At 67.8% G+C, this 25,088-nt stretch carries 22 protein-coding genes and 1 other RNA gene; 15 read left to right on the top strand and 8 right to left on the bottom strand.

Annotated features, from left to right (window positions below; translation table 11 throughout):
• Positions 1-370 precede the first annotated feature (370 nt).
• From RBH18_RS32445 to RBH18_RS32435, 3 genes are all read right to left on the bottom strand, one after another.
• Positions 371-664: a barstar family protein gene (locus RBH18_RS32445; protein ID WP_306214284.1), complete on the bottom strand. Its 294-nt coding sequence runs from the start codon at positions 662-664 to the stop codon at positions 371-373.
• 1,192 nt (positions 665-1,856) lie between these two features.
• A complete protein-coding gene (locus tag RBH18_RS32440; RefSeq protein ID WP_306214283.1) occupies positions 1,857-2,975 on the bottom strand; it encodes a hypothetical protein in 1,119 nt (372 codons plus the stop codon).
• Positions 2,976-3,126: 151 nt separating this feature from the next.
• Positions 3,127-3,750, bottom strand: coding sequence for a maleylpyruvate isomerase family mycothiol-dependent enzyme (locus RBH18_RS32435; RefSeq protein ID WP_306214282.1), 624 nt, complete (start codon positions 3,748-3,750; stop codon positions 3,127-3,129).
• A gap of 136 nt (positions 3,751-3,886) precedes the next feature.
• Here RBH18_RS32435 and RBH18_RS32430 point away from each other — a divergent pair, with 136 nt between their 5' ends.
• From RBH18_RS32430 to RBH18_RS32410, 5 genes are all read left to right on the top strand, one after another.
• Positions 3,887-4,420, top strand: coding sequence for a 2'-5' RNA ligase family protein (locus RBH18_RS32430; RefSeq protein ID WP_306214281.1), 534 nt, complete (start codon positions 3,887-3,889; stop codon positions 4,418-4,420).
• Between the two features lie 400 nt (positions 4,421-4,820).
• Entirely contained in the window at positions 4,821-5,672 is an 852-nt protein-coding gene (locus RBH18_RS32425; RefSeq protein WP_306214280.1) for a TIGR02569 family protein, read from the top strand.
• 110 nt (positions 5,673-5,782) lie between these two features.
• Positions 5,783-6,253, top strand: coding sequence for a GNAT family N-acetyltransferase (locus RBH18_RS32420; RefSeq protein ID WP_306214279.1), 471 nt, complete (start codon positions 5,783-5,785; stop codon positions 6,251-6,253).
• A 356-nt stretch (positions 6,254-6,609) separates the two neighbouring features.
• Positions 6,610-7,485: a hypothetical protein gene (locus tag RBH18_RS32415; protein WP_306214278.1), complete on the top strand. Its 876-nt coding sequence runs from the start codon at positions 6,610-6,612 to the stop codon at positions 7,483-7,485.
• A gap of 83 nt (positions 7,486-7,568) precedes the next feature.
• Positions 7,569-7,997 carry a hypothetical protein gene (locus RBH18_RS32410; protein ID WP_306214277.1) on the top strand — a complete coding sequence of 143 codons (429 nt, stop codon included), beginning with the start codon at positions 7,569-7,571 and terminating at the stop codon, positions 7,995-7,997.
• Positions 7,998-8,203: 206 nt separating this feature from the next.
• On the opposite strand, the gene RBH18_RS32405 is transcribed toward RBH18_RS32410, so the two are convergent.
• Positions 8,204-8,896 (bottom strand): bifunctional DNA primase/polymerase, encoded by a 693-nt coding sequence (locus RBH18_RS32405; RefSeq protein WP_306214276.1) that lies wholly within the window; start codon positions 8,894-8,896, stop codon positions 8,204-8,206.
• A 242-nt stretch (positions 8,897-9,138) separates the two neighbouring features.
• Between RBH18_RS32405 and RBH18_RS32400 the strand changes: the two genes are divergently transcribed.
• From RBH18_RS32400 to RBH18_RS32365, 8 genes are all read left to right on the top strand, one after another.
• Positions 9,139-10,368, top strand: a complete 1,230-nt coding sequence (locus tag RBH18_RS32400; RefSeq protein ID WP_306214275.1) for a helix-turn-helix domain-containing protein — start codon at positions 9,139-9,141, stop codon at positions 10,366-10,368.
• A gap of 16 nt (positions 10,369-10,384) precedes the next feature.
• The gene (locus RBH18_RS32395) at positions 10,385-10,957 is read left to right on the top strand and encodes a flavoprotein (protein ID WP_306214285.1); all 573 of its coding nucleotides are present in this window, start codon (positions 10,385-10,387) and stop codon (positions 10,955-10,957) included.
• Positions 10,958-10,969: 12 nt separating this feature from the next.
• Positions 10,970-11,791: a Nif3-like dinuclear metal center hexameric protein gene (locus RBH18_RS32390; RefSeq protein ID WP_306214274.1), complete on the top strand. Its 822-nt coding sequence runs from the start codon at positions 10,970-10,972 to the stop codon at positions 11,789-11,791.
• Positions 11,788-12,522 (top strand): zinc ribbon domain-containing protein, encoded by a 735-nt coding sequence (locus tag RBH18_RS32385; RefSeq protein ID WP_306214273.1) that lies wholly within the window; start codon positions 11,788-11,790, stop codon positions 12,520-12,522. Before RBH18_RS32390 ends, RBH18_RS32385 begins: the two co-directional genes overlap by 4 nt.
• A gap of 85 nt (positions 12,523-12,607) precedes the next feature.
• Entirely contained in the window at positions 12,608-13,699 is a 1,092-nt protein-coding gene (locus RBH18_RS32380) for a bifunctional RNase H/acid phosphatase (RefSeq protein WP_306214272.1), read from the top strand.
• Between the two features lie 68 nt (positions 13,700-13,767).
• Positions 13,768-15,030: a glycoside hydrolase family 18 protein gene (locus RBH18_RS32375; RefSeq protein WP_306214271.1), complete on the top strand. Its 1,263-nt coding sequence runs from the start codon at positions 13,768-13,770 to the stop codon at positions 15,028-15,030.
• 356 nt (positions 15,031-15,386) lie between these two features.
• Complete coding sequence (locus RBH18_RS32370; protein WP_306214270.1) at positions 15,387-16,163, top strand: hypothetical protein; 777 nt, start codon at positions 15,387-15,389, stop codon at positions 16,161-16,163.
• A 484-nt stretch (positions 16,164-16,647) separates the two neighbouring features.
• Positions 16,648-17,349: a hypothetical protein gene (locus RBH18_RS32365; protein ID WP_306214269.1), complete on the top strand. Its 702-nt coding sequence runs from the start codon at positions 16,648-16,650 to the stop codon at positions 17,347-17,349.
• A 721-nt stretch (positions 17,350-18,070) separates the two neighbouring features.
• Here the strand turns inward: RBH18_RS32365 and RBH18_RS32360 are convergent.
• Positions 18,071-19,216 (bottom strand): hypothetical protein, encoded by a 1,146-nt coding sequence (locus RBH18_RS32360; protein WP_306214268.1) that lies wholly within the window; start codon positions 19,214-19,216, stop codon positions 18,071-18,073.
• Between the two features lie 935 nt (positions 19,217-20,151).
• On the opposite strand from RBH18_RS32360, the gene RBH18_RS32355 reads away from it, so the two are divergent.
• Positions 20,152-21,264 carry a M48 family metalloprotease gene (locus tag RBH18_RS32355; protein ID WP_306214267.1) on the top strand — a complete coding sequence of 371 codons (1,113 nt, stop codon included), beginning with the start codon at positions 20,152-20,154 and terminating at the stop codon, positions 21,262-21,264.
• Between the two features lie 690 nt (positions 21,265-21,954).
• Here RBH18_RS32355 and rnpB read toward each other — a convergent pair.
• Positions 21,955-22,369, bottom strand: an RNA gene (gene rnpB / locus RBH18_RS32350) — RNase P RNA component class A.
• 12 nt (positions 22,370-22,381) lie between these two features.
• Positions 22,382-23,113, bottom strand: a complete 732-nt coding sequence (locus RBH18_RS32345; protein WP_306214266.1) for a VOC family protein — start codon at positions 23,111-23,113, stop codon at positions 22,382-22,384.
• Positions 23,114-23,214: 101 nt separating this feature from the next.
• Between RBH18_RS32345 and RBH18_RS32340 the strand changes: the two genes are divergently transcribed.
• A complete protein-coding gene (locus RBH18_RS32340) occupies positions 23,215-23,664 on the top strand; it encodes a MarR family winged helix-turn-helix transcriptional regulator (protein ID WP_305789356.1) in 450 nt (149 codons plus the stop codon).
• On the opposite strand, the gene mctP is transcribed toward RBH18_RS32340, so the two are convergent.
• On the bottom strand, positions 23,651-25,088 hold a 1,438-nt coding region (gene mctP, locus RBH18_RS32335; protein ID WP_306214265.1), incomplete at its 5' end, for a monocarboxylate uptake permease MctP. The genes RBH18_RS32340 and mctP overlap by 14 nt on opposite strands.

The following is a 25,088-nucleotide window of genomic DNA, read 5'->3' as shown; positions in this document are numbered from 1 at the left end:
CTACCGCGCCCACCACGCTGATCAACAAAGGCCGAACCCTCACCCGGGTTCGGCCTCGCCCACCCCCGGCGGACGCGCCATCCGAGCGCGTCGGAGTCCATCCCCCACTACTCCGCCACCGAACCGGCGGCCGGCACCTCCTCGCCGCGGCCGGCCTACGGTTACCGCAGGTCTCCCCACAGCCTCTCCCGCCGCCTTACCGGCGACCCCTAGCTCGCGGGCGACCCGCACCGCGTGGCCTCGCCGGTGGTCCCGGGTCCCTGCCCTGCCCGACTCCGCCGAGCGTGACCGTCACGACAGCCGCACGGCGTGACCGTCCCGGCAGCCGCACGGCGTGACCGTCCCGGCACTCGCACCGCGTGACCGTCCTCTATTCGAGAAGCCGGAACACAAAGCGATCACGCCACCCAAGCCCGGCATCCCCGGCCTCGATCTGCTCGAGTGCCTCCACAAGCGTCTCGTAGGCCACCACCCCAAGAGCCATCCGGATGCTCCCACTGTGCGTCCACACCAGCTGAACCGGCCGAGGATCCCCAGCACCCAAACGCCGCCGAAGATCGTCGAGATCCCGCCGATAGCAGGGCCCATAACCGAAAGCCCCCGCCATCCGCCGATGAAGATCCGCCTCGTCCAGAACGAGCCGCCCATCAATGACAACGTTCACCCCTACCCCCTTCCGCGCTCTCCCACATCCAACCGCCCGCCCAAGCCGGCCCACCCTGGCTCACCCGGGTCCGCCTCGGTACGCCCTGGCCCACCCGGGTCTACTCCCGGCCCACCCCGGTCTGCCTTCGGACCCGCCGGCCTGGCTGATTTCGCTCCGGTCTGCCCACCGAGGCCGGCCCACCGTCGAACCGCGCGGTCCGCAACCGAGACGGTCAACCGCAGCTAGCCCGGCAGTCCCCGCCATCCGGACTGCCGAATGCGCATTACACCCATTGCGGACTGCGGGCCACGACCGTAGGCATTGCCGATCGCACCTGACCGCCAACCGTGATCGCCATGCACCACCGCCGGCCTGATGGCCGGCCGCCAATGACCGCTCGCCACGCCCTCCGACGCCAGCCTGAGGGCCGGCCGCCAATGACCGCTGGCCACGCCCTCTGACGCCGGACGACGGCTGCCTGAGCGAACGGGCGCATGACCGAACGATGTGGGCCGTCGCCAAGCGCGGGCTCTCAGCTACACCTCGACAGCCGCTTGAAGCTATAACCGTGCACGCCGGACATTGCGGGCACACTGTCGCCTAATGGTGCTGTCGTCGGCCTCGACCTGATGGTGCCGGTCGTGACCGCTGGCTGGGTCGCCTACCACTCGCTGCCTGCTGCAAGCTGTGGCCGATGGTGACGCCAGAGCGCGATCGTGAAAACCGTGGCAAACGCATGGAACCGAGCTTTTACTCTGGTCTGCCGCATTTTTGTGAAGCAACGATCCGCATCTCGTGGACGACTTGATCAGTGACCGTTGTCTCCTCATGCGCCTCCCAGCTTCCTCCTCCCCGTGGCCACCCGCCATGCCAGTGCCCCGAACGTGAAGATCATTGCCACCAGCCCACCACTCACCGGCCCACCGCCCACCGCCCACCACTCACTGGCCCATCCGACCGCCACTCACCGGTCCAGCGGTCCACCGACCCACCAGTCCACTGGTCGGCCGCTCACCGGTCCGGTGGTTCACCTGTCCACCGCCCATCGGGTCCGTCGGTCCACCGTCCCGGGCGGGCGCCGTCGTGGAGCCCGCCCGGAGCGGTGTGTCGCACTAATCCGAGTGGCGTCGTGCCGCCAGAAGTGGGGTCGTACCGGCCGCCCCGATTGAGATCTCGTCCGCCGGCGACATGGTCATCGTCAAGCCGATCGTCACCTCCACTGTTCCGTGCCGATGCCTGCGCTCGACCATTGCGTGGCCTCCGACCACTCCGCCGGAGGCCTGCCCAGCAGCTGTAGACCTCGTTCCTCGAACGGCTGATATGCGTCGGCCTTGTCGGCGTCCCCATGAAGCTGCGGCTGAGGGTGCCCCGGAAGCTGCGAGGGGGAATGCCCGGAGAGCTCCGGTGATGCGTCCGCGTCGCCTTCGTGGGTCAACGGGCTCGTCGCGGCGTGGAGATCGGATGCCCCTGCGGCTTCCCCGGCCGGGGTGCCGTCGTCCGAGGCGTCCGGTTCGGGGACGAGGCGGCCGCTCGGGGCGACGGTCATGTCCCCGCCCCTCCTCGTCTCGCCGATGGACGTCGGACCTTCCGAGCCAGGGACCAGTCCGGTGCCCAGCACGTCGTCCGTGCTGGGGGACTGACTGGTTCCCGGCACGTCGTCCGGGCCGGGAGATTGGCTGGCTGCCGGCGCATCGTCTTCTCGGGGGGAGCGAGTGGTGTCAGCAGCGTCCCCTTCGCGGGCATCGGCTCCTCGGGAGGTGCGAGTGGTGTCGGGAGCGTCACTCCGGCGGGAGGCGTGACGGGTGTCCGGCATGTCAGGTGTGGCGGCGCCGCCCACGGGACGGTCGCGGTAGAGGATGGTGGTGCCGGGCTCGATGGCGCCGAGGGACTCCAGGCGGGCTCGGATGCCGCCTCGGCTGCGGCCGAACTCGTGCATCAGGGAGCGTTCGCCGGCGCCCTCGCCCCAGCGGGTGAGGAGGCGCTCGTCGTCCTCCGGGGACCAGCGGGCGCCCTGGTTGGGGTGCCGCTTCGGACGGTCCTCGGTGGCCGCGGCTCGGCGTGGGGAGTGCTTGGCCCGGAGGGCGACGAGGCCGGCGAGGGTCGAGGTGAGGGCCTCGGCCACCTCGGGGAGGTCGTGCGGGGAGATCCCTCCGCTGATCTCGCCGACCGTGGCGCCGTCCGGGCTCCAGCCCATCAGGTGCAGGCGGACGGTCTCGTCGCCCGTGCCCGAGGCGCTGATCTCATAGGTGTTGGCACCCACGACGAGGTGCCGCTCCAGCTGGGTGTGCGCGCGCCGGTCGAGCTCCGACGCGTACTTGGTGTCAGTCATGGCGGCGACGCTAGGACGGCCGACTGACATTTTTCGGGCCGGCGTGTCGAGGGGCGAGGCGTGTCGTGTCGGGCAGCCGACACGGGGCGCCGGTGAGCCGAAAAATTGTCGGAGGGCGGCGCCATGATGGGCGCACCCCGGCGGGTCCGGCTCAGTGCAGCCGGCTCCGCAGGGTCCGTACGCCCGGGCCGTCCAGCTCGCCGAGCACGGCGGTCCGGCCGCACATGGCCAGCAGCACCGCCTCGGCCGGCCCCACGACCAGCTCACCCACCCCGGAGAACCAGTTGAGATCAGACGCCTCGAAGCGCAGCCCGCTGAGCCGCCGCCTGGGCGCGAAGCCGTACGCGCGCCCGCTCGTCATGAAGTCCAGCGACACCCGCAAGCGCTCGAGCCGCAGCCCGTGCGGCAGTCCGAGCGGCCGCCGCATGTCCTGGCTGTGCACCTGGAGGTCGGTCAGTTGTCCCGGATGACCCACCAGGGGAGCCTCGAACGGGTTCTCCGCGTTGTCGCGCAGGGCCTGCGCCAGCTCCGCCGCGGGGCGGTCCGCCGTCTGCACCGCGAGCCGCGAGTTCACCTCGTGCAGGCGGAAGCCGCTGCGCGCGATCAGGCCCAGCGACGGCTTCACACCGCTGCACGCGGCGAGCAGGTGACCGGCCACCTCCTTCACCGTCCAGTCGCCGCACAGGCTGGGCGCGTCGAGCTGGTTCGGTTGCAGGGAGTCGACAAGGTCGGCGACGCGACGGCGCTCGTCGGCGATGGCGGCACGGAGATCCATCCGCAGAAGGCTAACGGCCCGCGTACGCCCGGAGCCGCCGAGGTGCCGCCTGCCCACCCCTCCTCCTTGAAGCAGCCTCGCCCCCGACGCTGTTATCTCGGTGGACGGCGGAACACGCGGACCGAAGACTGGCGTGATGATCGACGCGACCCAGACAGCGCTCATCGTGGTGGTGCCGGAGGCGGAGGCAACGGTCGGGCCACACCGGGCGGCGCTGGACCGGGCCGCGGCGTGGGGTGTGCCCGCGCATGTCACGGTGCTCTACCCATTCCTGCCGCCGGATGCCGTCGACGACGCAGTGCTCGCTGCGCTGCGGGCGGCGATCGGATCGGTGCCGCGGTTCGACGCGAACCTGACCGAGGTCGGGTGGTTCGCGGACCGGGTGGTCTGGCTGGCGCCCCGGCCGGCGCAGCCGTTCCGCGACCTCACTGCGGCGGTGTGGTCGCGGTTCCCGCAGGCTCCGCCCTACACGGGCGAGTTCGCGGAAGTGGTACCTCACCTGACGATCGGCCACGACGCCGACCGCGCAGTGCTCAACAGGGCGGCGGCCGAAGTGACCGCAGGGCTGCCGATCAGCTTCGAGGTCGAGACGGTCCGACTGATCGCCGGTACGCCCGGGCGGCGACCGTGGCGGAGCGTCACCGAGATCCCGCTCGGCCCGGCAGTCTGACGGGCGCCCACCACGCTCCGGCGGTCGGGTGCTCGGGTGCGCTGGCGGTCGGTGCTCCGGCGGTCGGGCGTTCGGGTGCTCCGGCGCTCTCGTGCTATCGCTACCCGGGGTGCGCGGGGCGGCGGGGCCGGGGGCCGGGACGGGTGCTCCGGCGCTCTCGCGCTATCGCGGGCGGGTGCTCCGGCGCGCTGGCGGTCCGGTGCTCTTGTGCCGCGCCCCCTCCGGAGTTGTGGCCGGTGATGCCCGCCCTGGTGCGCCGTGGATTTTAGGGACGGCTGCTCTGGTGCGCCGGGGAGTGGCGACATCACGCCTTGAAGGGCTGGTCACCTCCCCATGCCGGGGCCAGGGCCGGGGATGTTACGGAGTGGGGTGCTGTGCTCGGTCGCGGCACACTGATCGGATGGGGCGTGGGGAGCGGATGGCGGGGTTGAGGCATGACCCCTCGTGGGCGCCTTCCGTGGTGCCGCCGCCGGGGGAGGTGCTGCGGGCCTTCGGGGCGCGGGGCGAGGCCGTGCGGTTGGCGGGTGGCAAGGGCGGTACGTGGCGGGTCGGCGATGTGGTGCTCAAGCCGTCCGAGGGCGACGACGAGGCGCGGTGGCGCGCGGGTGTGCTGGCGGGGCTGCCGGAGAGTTCGGAGTTTCGGGTGGCGCGGCCGGTGGCGGCCCGGGACGGCGACTGGATTGCGGACGGGTGGGAGGCCACTCGCTTCGTGCCGGGGCAAAGCGATCAGCAGCGGGTCGGGGAGGTGGTGCGGGCGGGCGAGGCGTTTCATGCCGCGGTGGCCGGGGTGGAGCGGCCGGATTTCCTCGACGGGCGGGTCAATCCGTGGGAGAAGGGCAATCGGCTCGCCTGGGAGGAGCCGCCGCCCGGGGATCGGCGGCCGAGTGCCCTGATCGACGCGCTGCTCGCGGTGCGGCGGCCGGTGGGGTTGCCGGAGCAGGTGATGCATGCGGACCTGCTGGGCAACGTGCTGTTCGCCGATGGGCTGGCGCCGGCGGTGATCGACTGGGCGGTCTACTGGCGGCCCGCGGCGTGGGGGCCGGCCGTGGCGGTGGTCGACGCGATGGTGTGGCATGGCTTCGGCTTCGGGCTGGCGCGCCGGTGGGAGCACGTTCCGGAGTGGGGTCAGCTCCTGGTGCGGGCGGCGCTCTTCCGGCTCGGGACCTGGGACACGGTGGGCTGGCTGGGCGAGCCGGTCGAGGTGTACGAGCCCGTCGTGCGCGACATCATCGCCTTCGTCGAGCAGGAGTAGCGGTGGTGGGCCGGGGTGCCAGGGCGGCGGTAAAGCGGTGGTGGGCCGGGGTGCCGGGACGGCGGTAAAGGGGCGGTGGCCGCGGCGGGGTGAGGGATAGGGTCCGCGACATGGTTGATCTACGGCTGGAGCCGATGACCGAGGAGCAGTACCAGCGCTATCGGGCTTCGGCGGAGGAGGGTTACGCGCGGCAGATCGCCGAGGCGGGGGAGTTGACGCCCGTCGATGCTGCCGAGCGGGCCGCGCGGGAGTTCGCGAAGTTGCTGCCGGAGGGGTTGGACACGGCGGACAACCTGTTCTTCCAGGGGTATTCGGGGGACACCGAGGTCGGGATGGTCTGGGTCGCGCTCAGTACCAAGAGCGACGGGGTGCGGGCCTGGATCTACGACATCGTTGTCGAGGAGGTGCATCGGCGGCGGGGGTACGGGCGGGCGATCATGCGGGCGCTCGAGGACGAGTGCCGGGCTCGGCAGGTGACGTCGATCGGGCTCAACGTGTTCGGGGGGAATGACGGGGCTCGGGCGCTGTACGAGCAGGAGGGCTACGGCGTCACCCAGACGCAGATGCGTAAGTACCTCTGAGCGGGACCAGGAGAAGAGCCCGCCTCGGCAACGGACCGGCCCGGCCCGCGGAGGACGACGCAGAAGGGGCCGGCGACCCAAAAAGAGCTAAAGGGCCAAAGAGCCGAACGGCCAAAGAGCTGAAGGCGGGGGAAGGGGCTGGTCGTCGCAACTGATGCTCTCCCTCGCCGGCGGCAACCGAAGAGCAGCGCTGCGCACCCGCGCTGCACCCGCGGGCGGCTCAAGTGGGAAGTGCGCGGCCCGATTCCTTCTGGTACCTGCGGGGTGTCCGCAGGGGAGCGGGCCCGGCCGTAACCCCCTCGGCGGCCGGGTCCGCTCCGGCATCGGACGCCGGACCCGGCGGGAAGGCGGGACGGATGTTCATCGGTGTCGACCCCGGGAAGACCGTCGTGTCGCCCACCCCGCTCAGGATGAGCTCCGGGCGTGCCCTCCGCTTCCGGTCCGGGTCGGTGACCGAGATCGTGCCGCGGCCCCCGAGCGGGCGCAGCCGGGCCGATCGGATCCGGATCGCCTCGCAGGTCGCCTTCGCGTCGGTCATCGCCGGGGCGCTGCTCAGCGCGGTGGGCGTGCCCTGGTGGATCTCGGCAGCCGTGGCCCTCGTCCTGGTGACTTCCCTGGCGACGAGGCAAGCCCGCGCCGCGCAGCCGGGCCGGTTGGCGACTCCCGGCCGGCCCCGGAGGCGGTCCCCGCGCGTCGAGCCGGCCGGGGACTCCCAGGCGTACGTGCTGGTCGCGCCGCGGGAGCGGGCCGCCTTCGGGCAGGCTCTCGCGCTTTCCCGGCGTATCCGGCGGACCTGGCCCGCGCTCCGGGACATGATCGATCCGGTCGACGCCGACCGCAGCCTGGCCGCGGCGCTGCACGAGCTGGCCGGGGTGCTGGCCCAGCGGCAGCACCTGCGGCGGCTGCGGGCGGAGCTTGCCGAGAGCGCCGGGTACGGCCTCCCGCCCACCAGCCCCGCCCTGCAGGCCCTCGCCGACCAGCGCGAACGCGTCGACGCTCTCTGGCAGTCGACCCGCGCCGAGGCCAATCGCATCCTCGCCGCCCTGCACGCGATCGCGCGCGCCGGGGAGGACTTCGTCCGGGAGCAGCGCCTGCTCGAGACCGCCCGGAGTGCGGAGCTGGCGCTGGCCGAGCTCACGCGCAGCCCGGCGGCCACCGAGGCGCCGGAGCTCGCCGAGCGTACGAGCGCCGTCATCGCCGCGTACCGCGAGTTGCTCCGCCGGAGTAACTGAAAGTCATCTGGCAACTACTCAGGATGACGGCCACGGAACCGATCGTCGTGGCCGTACCGGTCGCCTCGGAAAGGGTCTCGCTCATGCGTCGTCGTCTCGTCACCCCGATCGCCGTACTGACCGGGCTCTTCGGTCTGGGGGCCGCCTCCGCGCACGCCGCCGGCCGGGTGACCGCCGCCGACCAGGCCGATTCGGCCGCGAGCGTCGCGTCCACCCAGGTGACGCGGGCGTCGGGCATGGAGCTGATCGCGACCTACCGCGGCGACGAGAAGTGGCGCAGCAGCCGGATCGCCCTCCCGGAGACCGCCTACCAGGCCGTCGTCGACTACCAGTGCGACGACTCCGGCTTCCTCTACGTCTCCTGGACCGGCGAGCCCAACAGCTACGAGGAGTCGCACGCCTCGGCCAGCAAGGGCACGGTCGTGCTCAACGGCACCGAGGGCGGCCGCCGCGGCTACTTCGCCATCGACACCTGGCTCGACTGCAGCTGGACGATGAACCTGTACAACTAGGCAAGCGGAACGGCCCGGGGCGAAGAAATCAAGTACGCAGCTGCGCTACGTGATCACAGCTTCACCCAAACGGATGACTTCCCTACCCCAAGGTACGCAAATAGCTTGTTCGAGACATGCCTGCCCGTACCCGGAACCCGATACCGTCCGTGACCAGCCTCAGCCCTGCGGCGGCCGGCGGCACGACGACGGCCACCAGCGGGTTCTCAGGCGGCGCGGCGGGCGGTGGACATCTGCCGGGGCACACTGAGCGTCACCGGGCGGACCGGGCGCCGGCCCAGGGCGTCGAGCGCGTCGAGCAGCAGGGCCTGCACGGTCTCCGGCTCGGGCAGCCGCCACTCGTTCTGTTCCGGGGTGACGGCCCAGCGGACCGGCCCCTCCGGCGTACGGCTGGGTGCGGCCGGGATCCACGAACCGCGACCGTGGCACAGCACGTCGAGGCAGGTCGCCAGCTCGGGCCGCAGGGCGGCTCCGGGGCGTACCAGGAACATCCAGCGTCCGTCCGGAGTGACCGCGACCGGACCGCGGGCGTCGCCGCGACCGGGGCCGAGCACGCCCGTGTGCAGCCGGCCTGCGCCGAGCACGCCCGTGTGCAGCCGGACCGCGCCGAGCACGCGCAGGCCGACCGCCGCCGGCACCTCGAGCGCGTCGAAGGCGCCGCCGGTCGCGAGCAGGACCGTGTGCGGCCGGTGCCGCCACCAGGTGTCCACGCGGGCGGGATCGGTGGTGGCCGTGTCCTCCCAGGACTCGATGGCCGGGTGGCAGCCGGTGATGGGGCAGCCCGCGCGGCCGCAGTGGAACCGCCGGCCGGCCAGATAGGCGCCGGGAGTCACGGCCCAGCCGTGCGCCGCGTAGCGCAGCGCGGCGCGGCGGAGCTGGAAGCGATCAAGCCACTGCATACCCGAAGTACCCCCGAATCGGTATCCGCCGCCATACCAGGCGGCGCTGCCGTCACCAAGCGCGACACGCGTCGTTGGAGCGAACAGATCACCCATTGCAAGTTGCATGAGAAACTACGAGCGACCTCGGGCAGGCGATCACACAGCTTGTGCGACCAGCACGGACGAGTGCGGTCCACACTGCTCCTGCAACATGGGGTTGCTCACCGGCGGGGGACGCCGGCTGAGTTTGGGGAGGCAACGTGGACGAGCTGCCGATCGGCCGCCGGGTCGCGTACTGGCGTAGCCGTCGCAAGATGTCCCAGCAGGTCTTCGCGGACCGGCTCGGGAAGAGCAAGAGCTGGGTCGACAAGGTGGAGCGGGGCGTCCGCCGGCTCGACAAGTTCTCCGTGGTCTACGAGATCGCCGATGTCCTCGCCATCGACGTGACGCTGCTGCTCGGCAAGGACGTCGAGCGCAAGCCCGAGACGCCCAACTGCATCGACCAGGTCGAGGTCGAGGAGATCCGCGCGGCGCTCGAGCGTTACGACCAGATGAGCGCCTTCTTCCAGCCGGTGCCGCAGGCGCCGCCGCTGAGCGAGATGCGCAAGGCGGTCAGCCACGCCTGGCTGACCTACCAGCACGCGAAGTACGGCGTCCTGGCCCGCAAGCTGCCGTCGCTGCTCCGGGACGCGCAGGCGGCGGACAGCGCGCACGCCGGCGGCGACGAGGCGCACGAGGCCGCGCACCTGCTCGGGCAGGTCTACCAGATCGCGTCGTCGGCGCTGCGCAAGGTCGGCGAGCACGAGCTGTCCTGGCTGGCGGCGGACCGGTCCATCGCGGTCTCGCAGCGCGCCGGCGACCAGCTGCTCGCGGGCATGGCCAGCCACCGGGTCGGCATGGCGCTGCTGTCCCTGGGCCGGGTCCGCTCGGCGCTGGAGGTCAACGTCAACATCGCCAACCGGCTCGCCCCCACGACGGCCGAGATGGCCACCCCCGAGAGGCTTTCCGTGTACGGCCTCCTGCTCCTGACCGGCGCGATGGCGGCCGCCCGGATCGGCGACAGCGCCACGGTGCGTGACCTGGTCAGCGGCGCCGAGCAGGCGGCGTGCGCCCTGGGCGGGGACTTCAACTACTACTGGACGTCGTTCGGGCCCACGAACGTCGAGCTGCACCGGGCCGCGGCCGCGGTCGAGCTCGGCGACGGTGGCAAAGCGGTGGAGACGCACCGCAGAATTGATCAGGCGTCGTTCGCCGCGATGCTGCCGGAACGGCGCGCGCACCACTACCTGGACATCGCGCGCGGGTACACGCAACTGGGTGACGTGGACATGGCCAGCGAGATGTTGCTCGAGGGCGACAGGCTGGCCCCCGCGGAGATCCGGTGCCGCCCGCTCGCCCAAGAGGTGATCTCCGACGTGCTGCGTCGCACGCGGGGAACCCCGCCGGCCCCGATCGCGGAGCTGGCCGAGCAGATGGGAGTCGGCGTATGAGGTGGGTTCCGCGGTGATCTCTGATCGTGTGCTGTACGTCCTGGTGTGCGGCTCGCCCATCGCCCGGGACGTGGGGATCCTGGTCGACCTCGCGCAGCGGGACGGCTGGGAGGTGTGCGTGATCACCACCCCGGACGGCCGGAAGTTCGTCGACACCGACGCGTTGCGTGCGCAGACCGGGCACCACGTGCGGAGCTACTACAAGAACCCGGGCGACGAGGACCTGCTGCCCCCGGCGGACGCCATGATCGTCGCTCCGGCCACCGTCAACACGGTCAACAAGTGGGCCGCCGGCATCACGGACACGCTGGTGCTGGGGCTGCTGGTCGAGGCGTACGGGTTCAGCACTCCGACGGTCGTGGTCCCGTACACGAACAGGGTCATGGCCACCCACCCGACCCTGCACGACAGCATGGCCAAGATCCGCAGCTGGGGGGTCCAGGTGCTCTACGGCGACGACGTGATGCGCCTCGGCGGCCCCGGCCAGAACGACAAGTTCCGCAGCCAGTTCCCGTGGCGGCGGGCCCTGCAGGCGGTCAATGCGCACTTTGCGGCCGACAACCGAGTGGAGCCCGGAGCGCGCTCTTAGACCTGGGTAGAGTTGGCGGCCGTGAACGAAACCGCCGTCCGTGAGGTCGTCGCCGCCCTCGACGCCCGCTATCCGCGCGCCTGGGCCGAGCCGTGGGACCGGGTGGGTCCGGTCCTCGGCGACTTCGACGCCCCCGTGCGCACGGTGCTCTGCGTGGTCGACGTCGTGCCCGAGACCGTCGAGGAGGCGGTCGCGGCCGGCGCCGACATGATCGTCGCCCACCACCCGCTGCTGCTCAAGGGCGTGTCCTCGGTCGCCCCGGACACGTACAAGGGGCGGATCGTCCATCGGCTGATCAAGGCCGGCATCGCCCTCTACGTCGCGCACACCAATGCCGATGTCGCCAACCCCGGCGTGTCCGACGCGCTCGCCGCGAGGCTCGGCATGGACGAGACGGTCCCTCTCGTGCCCAGCGAGGAGAAAAGGGGCATCGGCCGCGTCGGCACGATCCCTCCGACGACCCTCGCCGAGCTGACCGCCGTCGTGGCGGACAAGCTGGGCGGTGTCGTGCGCGCGGCCGGTGATCCGGACAAAACGATCACCAGGCTGGCCGTGTCGGGCGGCGCGGGCGACGGGTTCCTGCGCGATGCCACGGCCGCGGGCGTGGACGCGTACCTCTGTGCCGATCTGCGCCACCACCCGGCGAGCGAGCACCTGGCCGCGGGCGGGCCGGCCCTGATCGACGTGGCCCACTGGGCCAGCGAGCGGCCGTGGCTCGACGAGGTCGCCGGCTGGCTGCGCGCGGAGCTCGGCGTCACCGCGCACGTGTCCGACCTCGACACCGACCCCTGGACCGTGCACGCGGTCCGATCGAACAAGGAGAACCAGCCGTGAAGGCCGCCCCGGAAGCACAGCGCCGCCTGCTCGACCTGCAGGCCGTGGACACCGCGCTCAACCAGCTCGCGCACCGCCGGAAGACGCTCCCGGAGCTGACGGAGATCGACGCGAGCGCGCGGGAGATCTCCGCCCTCGAGGACGAGCGGGTCCGCGCTCAGGTCGCCGTCGACGACCTGGACCGTGACATCAACCGCCTCGAGAAGGACATCGACCAGGTCCGCACCCGCAAGGACAAGGACCAGAAGCGGCTCGACGCGGGCGGCGCGCTGCGCGAGATCGAGGGGCTGCAGCACGAGCTGGCGACGCTCAACCGGCGGCAGGGCGAGCTGGAGGACGCCGAGCTGGAGCTCATGGAGCAGCGGGAGAGCGCCGAGCAGACGCTCAACGAGGTGAAGAAGCGGATCGCGGAGGCGGTCGAGAAGCGTACGGCCGCGGAGGCCCGCCGCGACGAGGCGCTCGCCGACATCGCCAAGGAGCAGGAGTTCAAGGCCGGCTCGCGGGCGCCGCTCGCCGCCGACCTGCCGGACGACCTGGTCAAGCTCTACGACAAGATCCGCGAGGACACCGGGCTGGGCGCCGCGCTGTTCCGGGCCGGGCGCTGCGGGGGCTGCCGCATCGAGCTGTACGGCGCCGATCTCGCCCGTGTCAAGAGCGCGCCCGCCGACGAGGTCGTCCGCTGCGAGGAGTGCCGCCGCATCATGGTCCGGACCGCTGAGTCCGGGCTGTGAGCGACGGAGTTGGCGCGGCGGCGTCCTGCCGGAGCGCTAGCGGAGGCAGGACGCCGTCCTCGGGCGCCGCACGAAGGAGCTCATCATGAGCACAGTGAGAGTGGCAGTTGAGGCCGACGGCGGGTCGCGGGGCAACCCCGGGCCCGCCGGGTACGGCGCCGTGGTGCTCGACGAGACCGGCGGCGTCCTGCTCGAGCGGTACGCCTCGCTCGGCACCACCACGAACAACGTCGCCGAGTACTCGGGCCTGATCGCGGGGCTGGAGGCCGCCGCCGAGCTGGGTGCCGACCAGGTCGCCGTACGGATGGACTCCAAGCTCGTCATCGAGCAGATGTCCGGCCGCTGGCAGATCAAGAACCCGGGCCTGCGTCCCCTCGCCGCGCAGGCCGCGACGCTGGTCAACCGGTTCTCGTCGGTGACCTTCGACTGGATCCCGCGCGAGAAGAACAAGCTCGCCGACGCCCTGGCCAACCGCGCGATGGACGAGGCGGCGGGCAAGAGCGTCCCGGACGTGCCCGCCGAAGCGCCGCCCAAGGACTGGGCGCCGCCGTCGCTCGACAACGCCACCCGGCTCATCCTGGTCCGGCACGGCGAGACCGCGCTCACCCAGCAGGGGCGCTACTCCGGCCGCGGCGACGTGCCGCTCTCCGACGAGGGCGAGGCCCAGGCGATGGCCGCGGGCGGGCGGGTGGCCGGCATCAGCCGCGACGTCGCGGCCGTCGTCTCCTCACCCCTTTCCCGATGTACGCGCACCGCGGAGCTGATCGCCGCCGAGCTGGGCAACGTCACCGTGACGGTGTTGCCCGAGCTGATCGAGTGCGACTTCGGCGACTGGGAGGGGCTGACGTTCGCCGAGGTACGCGAGCGCTGGCCCCGCGAGATGGACAGCTGGCTCGGCTCGACCAGCGTCGCCCCGCCGAACGGGGAGTCCTTCCAGGCCGTGGCGAAGCGGGTGCGGGGCGCGCAGGCGACGCTGCTCTCGGCGTACCCGTCGCAGACCGTCGTGGTCGTCTCGCACGTCTCGCCGATCAAGCTGATCCTGCGGGACGCGCTCGCGGCCGGGGACGCCTTCCTGCACCGGCTGTTCCTGGACGCGGCCGGGGTGTCCACGGTCGACCTGTGGCCCGACGGCGGCATCGCGGTCCGCTCGGTGAACGAGACCTCGCACCTCCGATGATTGTGTTCTCCGGAGTGGACCCTTACCTTCCTCGATAAGGAAGGTTTGTTAACCACTCCGGAGGACCCATGCGTCGTCTCCTTACCGCCGCCGCGGCCATATTGATCGGGGCCACCGTCGCGCCGGCCCCTGCCCAGGCCGCACGCCCCTACGTGAAGGTCGGCTACTTCACCCAGTGGGGCATCTACGGCCGCGACTTCCAGCTGGCCAAGGTGGACAAATCCGGCGCCGCCGCCCGCCTGACCCACCTCAACTACGCGTTCGGCCCGGTCACGGCCGCCGGCGTCTGTGACTCCGCCGACCCGTGGGCCGACTGGCAGACCCCGTTCCCCGCCGCCCTCAGCGTCGACGGCGTGGCGGACGTCGAGGGCCAGCCCCTCGCCGGCAACCTCAACCAGCTCGCCGAGCTCAAGGCCAAGCACCCCGGCCTCCGCGTCCTCATCTCGCTCGGCGGATGGACCGGATCGGCGTACTTCTCGGACGCCGCCCGCACCGACGCCTCCCGCAAGAAGCTGGTCACCTCGTGCGTCGACCTCTGGCTCAAGGGCAACCTCCCCGGCCTGCCCGCGGGCACCGCCGCCGGCATCTTCGACGGCATCGACCTCGACTGGGAATGGCCCGGCTCCGACGGCAACGCGGGCAACATCGTCCGCCCCGAGGACAAGCACAACTTCACCCTGCTCGCGGCGGAATTCCGCAACCAGCTCGACGCGTACGGCCGCAAGTCCCGCAAGCACTTCGACCTCACCGCCTTCCTCCCCGCCGCCCCCGCCAAGATCGACGCCGGCTTCGAGGTCAAGCAGGTCTTCCAGTCCCTCGACTTCGGCACGGTCCAGGGCTACGACTTCCACGGCTCCTGGGAGTCCCGCACCAACCAGCAGTCCGCCATCCGAGTCCCCGCCGGCGCCCCGGACAATCCGGACTTCTCCATCGAGGTGGCCATCGGCGCCTACCGCTCGCGCGGCGCGCCGGCCTCGAAGCTCGTCCTCGGCATCCCGTACTACGGCCAAGGCTGGACCGGCGCCGCCGGCCTGTTCGCCCCGGCCACGGGCGGCGCGCCCGGCACGTTCGCCGTGGGCACCGAGGACTACAAGGTGCTGAAAAACCTTCCCGCCCAAGGCTTCACGATCCACCGCGACTGGCGAGCCGGCCACTCCTACCTGACCGACGGCACGACCTTCTGGACGTACGACGACCCGGCCCAAATCCTCCAGAAAACGGCCTGGATCCGAACCCACCACCTCGGCGGCGCCATGATGTGGTCCCTCGACGGCGACGACTCCTCCGCCACCCTCACCCGCACCATCTCGGCCGGCCTCGCAACCCGGTAGCGATCACCGAGGCGGTGTGCCCACCGGCGCACCGCCTCCTGCCGAACACCGCCGTTCCGTCCTGATCGACGCCTTGACCGACGCCCTGACCAGCGCCAGCTGCCCTTCCGTCAGGCTGGCCGCCGGCCTCGCCCCGGCGGCAGGCAGGCGCGTGATCTTCCTCGCGACCGACGATCCGGCGCTGGCGAGCTCGGCCAGGCCGCGGTGCAGCTGGGCCGTGTCGACGAGGGGGAGGCGCCTGATCCAGGTGCCCGGCCCGCTGGTGCTGCGCGACTTCGTCGAGCGGCCGCTTGGAACAATCATTTCCCAACTTTCGGGGGACGAGGTCCGGCTGTCGGGTCCGATAGCTTACGGCGGTGACAACGAGCGATGTGGCCGACAGTTCGGAATCGCGCTTCTCCGCACTTCTGGTGGGCGCGGCAAAGCTTCCAGGAATGCGTATCAACCGGGCCGCCTATCTCAAGGGTGCGCTGACCCGGCACTGCTCCGAGGACGAGATCCGCCACGCGATCGAGGAGACCCCGGCGGCGGCCGGCATCCCGCTCGAGGTCCTCGATCGCGCGGCGAACGAGTCCATCCGGTACGAAACAGCCAAGGCCAGCGCCCTGTCGGCCGCCGCGGGCATTCCTGGCCTGGTGTTCATGGCCGCCACCGTGCCCGCCGACATGGCCCAGTATTTCGGTCACATGCTCCGCATCGCGCAGAAGCTTGCCTATCTCTACAGCTGGCCGGACCTGTTCGACAATGACAACGAGGAGATCGACGACGCCACCAAGGGAATGCTGGTCCTTTTCGTCGGCGTCATGTTCGGCACCCAGTCGGCGAACGCCGCGGTCGGCAAGGTTGCCGCCATGCTGTCGGAGCAGGCGGTCAAGAAGCTGCCGCAGAAGGCTCTCACCAAGGGCCTCGTCTATCCCATGGTGAAGAAGGTCGCCGCCCACCTCGGCCAGCAGATGACCAAGCAGACCTTCGCCAAGGCGGTCTCCAAGGCCGTGCCCCTCGTCGGGGCGGCCGTGTCGGGCGGCGTCACGCTCGCCACCTACCTGCCGATGGCCAAGCGGCTGAAAAAACACCTCGCCGGCCTGGAGCTGACGGAGCCGGCCCCCCGCGTCGCCGAGGACGCCGAGCGATAGCTGCCTCACGCCTCCCGGGCTGTGCCGCAGGCCCTGCTCGGCAAGGTCGGCGTGGATCCGCGATGCCCCGAGGGCGGGCCTTACAGGCGACGGACGAGTCGGCCTGTACGCCGGATTGAGTCGATCCATGCTGCGTTGACCTGCTGCAACAGTCATCAAGCTGACCGTCGGGGCGTCCCTGGGGCGTGGCGCTCGCTTAACGAGCCAAGGGGAACACACCATGATCGTTCCTTGACACGAAGGAGGTCTCGGAACGAGATCTTGGGCTAGCCGATACATCTGCCCCCAGCCTCGATGTCGTCACATTTGAGACCCTGCCCTGGGTTAGCCACGTCATAGGGCGGCGGCCAGTCCGGACATTGCGGGAGCTGGTGCACCCTCCGCTGACAGGATTAAATGTCTTGCCGATTTGACTCTGGCTCTGTGGGCCATCACATGGTAGATGTCTATTATCCTCGAATGCCCGAGTCGGGAGTCTGATCTTGTGGCTGCAGATGAAATAAATTCGCCTAGCGGACCTGACGGCGAGCCTTCCTCTGAACCGCTAAAAAAGCTAGCACCGTTTGGGTGGTGCAAGGTGGTAGTTCGACGTTGGTCCGGTTTATCAACGGCAAACAAGATCGCTGTAGCCGTCCCGCTCCTTGCTGCAATTATGGCCGGTTGCTTCGGTATTGTGAACGTACTCTTACCGGAGACAATAAAGGGTGCCACAGAAGATCCTGCGCTGTCCCTTGTCGATGCAACTGTCCGTGACCTCGAAAATGAAGCTGCGACTGTCGACGTCAAAGTCCGTAGTCAAGCGCCGCAAGCATCTTTCGCGAAGCGTGCGGCCATTATCATTGAAGACGCCCGCCACATCGAGTTTTGCGAGGCACCGTACCCGCAGGATAGCACCTATACCTATGATATTGCGTTGCCGCTTAAGCCTAAGAAGTTCCCCACAACGATTACTGAGGATATCTCCCAAGTCATTCCTCCGAACGGAGCAGACAGGTTCTCTCTTCGTATTGGAACCGACGGCGGCAGCCTGGGGGGGGGACAGTATATCTGTTCAGAGTGCAGCTTTACTACAATGAAGGTAGCGAAAATTTCGTTGAGAGTTCGCCACTGCTTGCGTACGTTTCGGGGCAAGGTGGGGCGGGAGGTGCTGCATGGTTGGATACGCCAGAACAGCGAGAGTGCGTAAGAAGAAATGCGAATAATCTACGGGAGATGCTTGAGGAAGATGCATTCCGTAGTAGCAACTTGACCAACATGGCCGCCGGCTATAAGGCGTTCGCCGACGAGCTGCCGAGCCGGACGACATCACGTATCCCAGCTGTCGCCGCGGCGTCCCTGGTAACTCTCTTCGCCTTAATGTACACCTACATTCTTTGGCGGAACCGTAAGCAGAAATAACTGTCAAGTCTGTCATTGCTCTCCACTGCGGCTTGCAGATATTACGTAGCTCGATGTGCTGTCCGTCTGCTGGGCAAACCCGCGCGGTAAAGACCGGGGCACGCGGGGCTAATTGGCAGCTAGTTTCGATGTATTAGCCACGACGATCAAGTCTCGGTGGCGCGTGGTTAATTCCTGGCCTCGCGTTCACACCTGCGGCCTGCTACGCGGTCGCCCTCCAAGATAGCGGCTCACCTAAATATGTGCGCGGTCTAGAATAACACCTTAACGCCACAAATTCGCGGCGCACGCGCCCGGACCGCTATCTACCCAACATGGGCGCTGTCGCGGATTTTCTGAACATTGAACCCACTTCGATTCTCTCTAGTCGGGGGTTGACTAGCACCACCTCACAGCGCGTGCAGACCTTGCCGCAGCTATTCCCAGCGGACTAGACCTCGGCCGGCTCCGGAGATTTGTACGTGTGATTCTCAGCAGGAGGTTACAAAACCCAACTAGTATCGGGAGCGCTATCCAAGCACTTCAAATTTCGGCTTGGGGGCAAGTACGGGTGTGCGGACTTGATTGAGATGAAGCCACGGCGGAGCTTCCACCGAAACAAGTCGATGAGCTATACCAACAAGGTCTTGCTGAGCAGCTTCGTCAAGCGCATGCTCAATCTCAATCACCTTAGCTGTAGGGTACTTCTCTAACTGTTCCTGCACCCGTTGCGCCTTGGCGCTTGGCTTCATGTAATACGGTGGTCGCTCATGCCTTCCCAGTGTGCAAACAGCGGCGGCGACAGCCCAATAACAATCGTTAAAGAGTCCCATGAATCCGTTCGGATCGGGAAAAACCGCAAGCCATAGGTTATGCTTGCTATCCCAGCGAACTCCTGGCTGAAGACCCTTGTGTTCCGGCACGATTCCGATTCGAAGCCCTCGGCCGCCCTCAAGCAACTTATAGTTGCTCTTGATTGTGGCTGCTGCATACTTTAGTGAATCGTTGCCGCTAAGGAAGATGTCAGTTTTCCAAACTTGTTCAATCCGTGGTCCGAGCTGCGGCTCAGCGATCTTGCCCCGTGCAGCCACTCGAACCCAAGACCCAAACGAAAACGGCCTGCCTGACCCCTCAGGGAGGAGTACCGCTGAGTCGCCTGCATTGTCTACGACCGCATCTAGAAATCCCAGATACTTTGCACGTTCGTAGCCGAAGAGCAAAGATGAAGGCTGACTCACCCCCTTGAACACCTTAGGCGATGCTTTCGCCAGCGCTGAGGAGAGTATGTCGGAAGTCCTATACTCACCCCCAACAATGGCTTCATGCACAGCCCACTCGAAGCCATCACCTCGCATGCCTTTGTCGCGATCAAGGCGAGCGATCTTCGCGAGCTGGCGCATCGTTACGTCGGGACGGTCGCAGTTAAGATCAACTAGGTCGTCGTGACTGAGTTGATCGAGTTGAGCACGGATGATTGACCGTGCTACGGCATATAGAGCACGACCGTACTCGTCAACAGGATGATTTTGCTCAAGAAACGTAACTTCGCCTTTGGAACTGCGAGCATCGTTCGTCGGGTTGCTAACCTCTTTAAGCTTCATGCCCACCAGTCTGTATGGACCTTCGTTTGCCACCGCCGAGTCCAGCAAAAGTGGCCCGACGATGAAAAGCTGCACGCACCAAATGCGCCTCCTGCGACTAGACTGCAGCCTAGGTCAGCAACCTGCGGCATCGACTCCGCTTAGCACCAGACTGTTACGTCTTCTCCGCTCGGACGGCACGCGGTCCATCTTAGACGCACACAGTCCATATGTCACGAAGCCAGACTTAGGGGCGCCGCCTCAGAGATCGGACGCACTGTTCAGCCATCGATTACTTTGGCAGACTAGGCCGCATGCAGCGTCCTCGCGTTTACCGCGCCGTTGGCGCGAACAGGGTTTCCTGCCGGATCCCGTACGAAGGTGGGTCCAACAGGGGGTGGATCCACGAGGCACTGGGCTCGCAGATTCGTCCGGAGTACAACCGACAGACGCACGAGTGGGAGATAGCGCGAACCCACCTGTTGACCTTGGTCGACGCGCTCGCTGAACGGTTCGGTGAGGTAGACGTACTGCTCGAATACTCAACCACTCAAAAGTGTGATAGACGGTGCCGAGAAGCGCAGGGTGATGACTGCGAGTGCTCCTGCCTGGGCGAGCACCACGCGGGTGGTCTGTATATGACTGGTTGGGTCCAAGTAGGTGATACCACATTAATCCAGCCCGGTCGACAGGTACAGCACATGCGGGTTAAACGGCACTAGCATCGATGGCGGTCTGAGCGCCGGAGGGTAAAGCTACGAAGCTGTGGTGAAGTTCGCGCAGTGTCCAGTCTTTAGGGTCTCTGCGGGCTGCTGGGCTGAACACCGAAATTCAACGATGCCAGCGACTTCGGATCGTACGGCCGGAAGCGTTCCCAAAATAAGTAGGCAACGAGACGGAAATCGCTTGCGCATTCACCGGCGATTGCTTGGAGAGGACTCGCCATGCCGATTCTTCGGAAGTCCCGGGGGAAGTTTTTCAACAAGCATCGAATGCCAGCAGACCGAAACTTTTGGATATACTACTTCGAGTTGCTGGGAAAGCTCGAAGAGATTCCCGAGGCGCATAAGCAAGAACTAGAGAATTGGCGGCCGGAACGCTCGAACTGCCCGGAGCTCACCCTCATGATTGATAATTTCATTAAGCGCATCCCAATTGCATGGCGCGACGTTGCTAGAGAGATTTTCGTCGGTAGGGTTCCCGCCGGGGAGATTCAAGCGACGGCTTGGACTGAAAAGCACGCCGGCCTAATTGAATTGAATGTTCAGTTCACCTGGGTTCTGTCTGCCTATGTAGACACCTACGACGAATTTTACTTCGCAACTAGAGGCCTCATTGAAGAGTTCTACAGGAATGGATCTGATCCTGCTATTGAGGCCATGGCGAAGACGCTCCAATCCAGGCTTCTTGATCCCTGGGATCGACTCGATGAGAAAAAGCTGGCTTGGCGAGACCCGAGATTGATCGAGAGCGGCACGCTTGCTCTAGTCCAATCGAGTCGACCTGGTCGAGAAGAAGCAAGGATGATCCTGGTGAGCGCATGCGAGGAATACATTCTCGCTCACGAACTAGCGCATCATCTCCTCGGCCACCTAGTGAAAAATCGAGGAAAAGCCAGGGCGCGCGAGGTGGTTAATGGGTATCTGAGAGACGACGAAATATGGAAAGTCTACTCTCCGCTCAATAAATCGCAGAAAGATGAGTTTGAAGCCGATATCCTTGCGTATCTGCTAGTTGCTAACGGAGTTGATCGTGCTCCTGAGCAGGGATATATGTATCGGGCGGTGTTGTCATCAGCTATGACTCAAATTGCTCTAGCGCACGTCAAGGAAGGGTGGGTATATGACGCGCCAGACGCTACACACCCGAACTTTTTCCAGAGATTTTCGCTGATTCAGCGCTTGACGGAAATTCTATCGGCTGGAATGCCTAGAGGCGTTATCGGTGATCACCCAATGAGCGCTCTTGGTCAAGTTGAAACTTTTAGCGCCGTCGCATTGCATCATTGGCGTTCCCAGGTAGACAATGAGGTTTCTCCGGCTGGAATCTATGAGGTTGTAGACCTCTTCTTCAAACGCTTTCAAGCAACTAGCAGGAAGATCGGCGAGTCTTACCCGGAAGGTGATGACGGCGAGTTCGATTAGCTTGTCGACGAGCGACGGAAGCGATTCCCACGGGGTCCCATGGTGAGGTAATGAGACCTCTATAGAGGTTCAGTCATCATCAGAAGCAGACTGGCGGCTCATTAGCCATCCTCAGACCGGAAAAGATCGGCCAGAAGGCCAGCTATCTATCCGCTCGCACGCTAGGCCGACAAACTGCCGAGTTCAGCTGTATGGGATCAAGGCGCCGCGCGAGCGCGGCGCGGCCGGCCGCGCTCGGCCTGCTGGCGCCCTCCGGGCGGCATCGGCCGGCGCGCCGGCCCGAGCAACACGTGCCGTCCGGCACCGCTAAGAGCCTCCGGCGGGAGCGCTCGGGCTTCTGGGATGGGTGCCATCCCAGCCCACCGCCAACCCACGCTCAGCCGAGCAGACCTGCCCCTGGGCGCCAAGGTGGAGCGCCCTACTGGACGAACGACCTTGGCGCCCAGGGCCAGACCCGCTTAAGGCAGACGCGGGTCGACGGCGGACGGTATGGCTGGGAGTGGGGTAGCGGTCGCGGCAGCCGTAACGACGCCAAAAGGCGGTCGGCAGGCCAGATCTTCGGGGCGTCTCTGGGGCGTCGGGGAGTCTGCGGGGCGTCAAACGACGGCCAGCAGCGACCATTGACGACCATCAACGATGGTCCATCAGCGCAGGTCAGAGCCAGTCTCGTAGGACTGACCTTGAGGGTGACGGACGAGTTGGCCTGTACGCCGGATTTTGTCCGCGGCGATCTCTCGCCGCTGGGCGGTCATCCATCTCGGCGTGCCGTTGCCGGCATGCTCGTGCGGCCTACCCGCAGGCTCGGGCGAGCAGCCCTCGAACGCCTGCGCCGGCCCCCGCCACCTCGGCGGCGCGGGCCTTGCTTGGCCTTGCTCCGGGTGGGGTTTACCTAGCCACCCCGGTCGCCCGGGGTGCTGGTGGGCTCTTACCCCACCGTTTCACCCTTACCGGCGGTCCGAAGACAGCCGGCGGTCTTTTCTCTGTGGCACTGTCCCGCGGGTCGCCCCGGGTTGCCGTTAGCAACCACCCTGCTCTGCGGAGTCCGGACGTTCCTCGGCGGCGCCCCCGCGGACGGGAACGCCGACGCGACCGCCCAGCCAACTCGTCCGTCGCAGCGTCATCCTACCGGGGCTGCGACGAAGGCGTTCCCCTCCGGGTCGGCGAGCAGCCATGATCCGGCGGGTGTGGTGCTGAGCAGGGTGGCTCCGGCGTGGGTGAGGACGTACGGGTCGGGGTCGCGCAGGAGGAGGTGCCAGCGGAGGCGGCTGCGGCCGGTGCGGTTCTCGGGGACGGGGTCGAAGACCATGAAGTCCCAGGGGAAGTCGGGGGCGCCCGAGACGACCGCGGATTCGCCCTCCTCGGAGACCTCGCCGCCGAGGACGCGGGACCACCAGCGGGCCAGGGGGAGGGGCCGGCGGCATTTGACGACGAACTGGAAGACGCCGGGCGGGCGGTCGTCCGTGGCGGCGTACGCGCAGAGCTGGTTGCCCTCGGGGTCGGCCAGCACCCACCAGGGGTCGGCGGCGGGGGCGCGGATGATCGTGGCGCCCAGGCCGAGCAGCGGGGTGGGGTCGGGGCCGGGGAGGCGGACGTCGACGTGGAGGCGGTCGGTGTCGGGCGGCGGGGCCGGGTCGGGGGTCAGGCGCAGGATTTCGGCGGGGGCGCGGTGGGGCGCCGGGTCGAGGCGCAGGCCGCCGGCGGTGAGGTGCTGCCGGCCGGGGCCGAAGCCTGTGGCGGTCCAGAAGGCGGCCAGGGCGTGGGGATCGCGGGCGGCCAGGGACAGGCCGTCGAACTGCGCGATCGGGCGGACGTAGGCGGAAAGCTCGGTGTTGAGCGTGGGCCAGGACACGGCCCGCGACTGCCCCTCGGCAGAGATCGATACACATGCCCGTACGGGTGAACCGGGTTTCGCAGGTAACTTTCAGGTTGGGGGCCCTAGAGTTACCGCTCATGAACGAGGAAGCGGCGCTCGCCAGCATCGAGACGCAGGTCGCGATGCTGATCCGGCTCGGGGAGGCGACCCGGCGGAGTTCCCCCCGCCCGCATCGTGCGCTGGATCGCGCGGCGTACGTGATCCTGCGCCTGCTGGAGGAGGCCGGCCCGCAGAACGTCTCGGCGGTCGCGGCCCGGCTCAACCTGGACGGCTCGACGGTGACCCGGCAGGTCAGCGCCATGCACCGGGACGGGCTGGTGGAGCGGCACGCCGATCCGACGGATGGGCGTGGCACGGTCATCGCGGCCACCGAGCAGGGCATTTCGCAGGTGCACGCGGTGGCGAAGGCGCGCCGGGAGCTCTACGACGTGATCCTGAAGGACTGGACGGGCCAGGAGCGCCGCGACCTCGCAGCGCTCCTGGAACGTCTCACGCGGGACATGGACAGCTACATCAAGGACCGCTGACCAGGGTGTCGGGGGTGTGACGGCCCTTCTCCAGCCGCGGGTCGCCCGCATCGGCGAAGTAGTCGTCCTGCTGGGTGCCGTCCACCCCGTCCGGCGTCTTCAGGGCACGCAGGACGAGCGTGACGAGCACGGCCACGAGCAGGTTGACCGCCACTGCGACGAAGCCGACGTACACCGTCTTGGGGGTGTCGAAGCCGAAGTCGGAGAGCGGGAAGGCCGACCCGCCGAAGTGCGCGCGCTTGGTGGCGGCGTTCGGGATCTGGTAGAGCATCCACATGCCGAGGCCCATGCCGAGCGCCCAGCCGGCGATCAGGCCGCCGCGGTGCAGCCAGCGGGTGAAGAGGCCGAGGGCCACCGCCGGGGCGGTCTGCAGGATGATGACGCCGCCGATGAGCTGCAGGTCGATGCTGAACTGCGGGTCGAGGAAGATGATGCACGCGACCGCACCGAGCTTCACCACGAGCGACGTGATCTTCGAGACGTTGGCCTCCTGCGCCGGCGTCGCGTCCTTGCGCAGATACTCCTTGTAGATGTTGCGCGTGAACAGGTTCGCCGCGGCGATCGACATGATGGCCGCCGGGACGAGCGCGCCGATGCCGATGGCGGCGAAGGCGATCCCCGCGAACCACGACGGGAACTGCTGATCGAAGAGCAGCGGCACGACGGTGTTGCTGTCGACGCTGCCTTCCTTGCTGCCCGGCAGCGGCTTGACACCGGCCGAGATCGCCGCATAGCCGAGCAGGGCGAGCAGGCCCAGCAGGAAGCTGTACGCCGGTAGCGCCGACATGTTCCGCTTGATGACATTGCGGTTCTTGCTGGCCAGTACGCCCGTGATGCTGTGCGGGTAGAGGAACAGCGCCAGCGCCGAGCCCAGTGCCAGCGTGATGTACTGGATCTGGTTGTTGGCGTTGAGCGTGACCCCGTCGTTCGGTGCCGGCGTCGCGTCGAACTTCGCCTGCGCGTCGTCGAAGATCGACCCCCAGCCGCCCAGCTTGTAGGGCAGATAGATGACCGCCACGATGATCACGATGTAGATCAGCGTGTCCTTGACGAAGGCGATCAGGGCGGGGGCCCGAAGACCCGACTGATAGGTGTACGCCGCCAGGATCGCGAAGGCGATGATGATGGGCGCGTGCCGGGCCAGCGCCGAGTCCCCGGTCACGCCCATGGTCTTGAGCACGGCCTCGATGCCCACCAGCTGCAAGGCGATGTACGGCATCGTGGCCACGATCCCCGTGATGGCGATCAGCAGCGCGAGCGTCGGCGACCCGAACCGCGTCCGCACGAAGTCCGCCGGTGTCACGAACCCGTGCCGGTGCGACACCGACCACAGCCGGATGAGGATCAGGAAAAACAGCGGATAGATGACGATCGTGTACGGGACCGCGAAGAACCCGGCCGCCCCGGCGCCGAAGATCAGGGCC

The organism is Actinoplanes oryzae (assembly GCF_030757795.1).
GTDB lineage: Bacteria > Actinomycetota > Actinomycetes > Mycobacteriales > Micromonosporaceae > Actinoplanes.
This window is presented reverse-complemented; position numbering and strand designations above follow the sequence as displayed.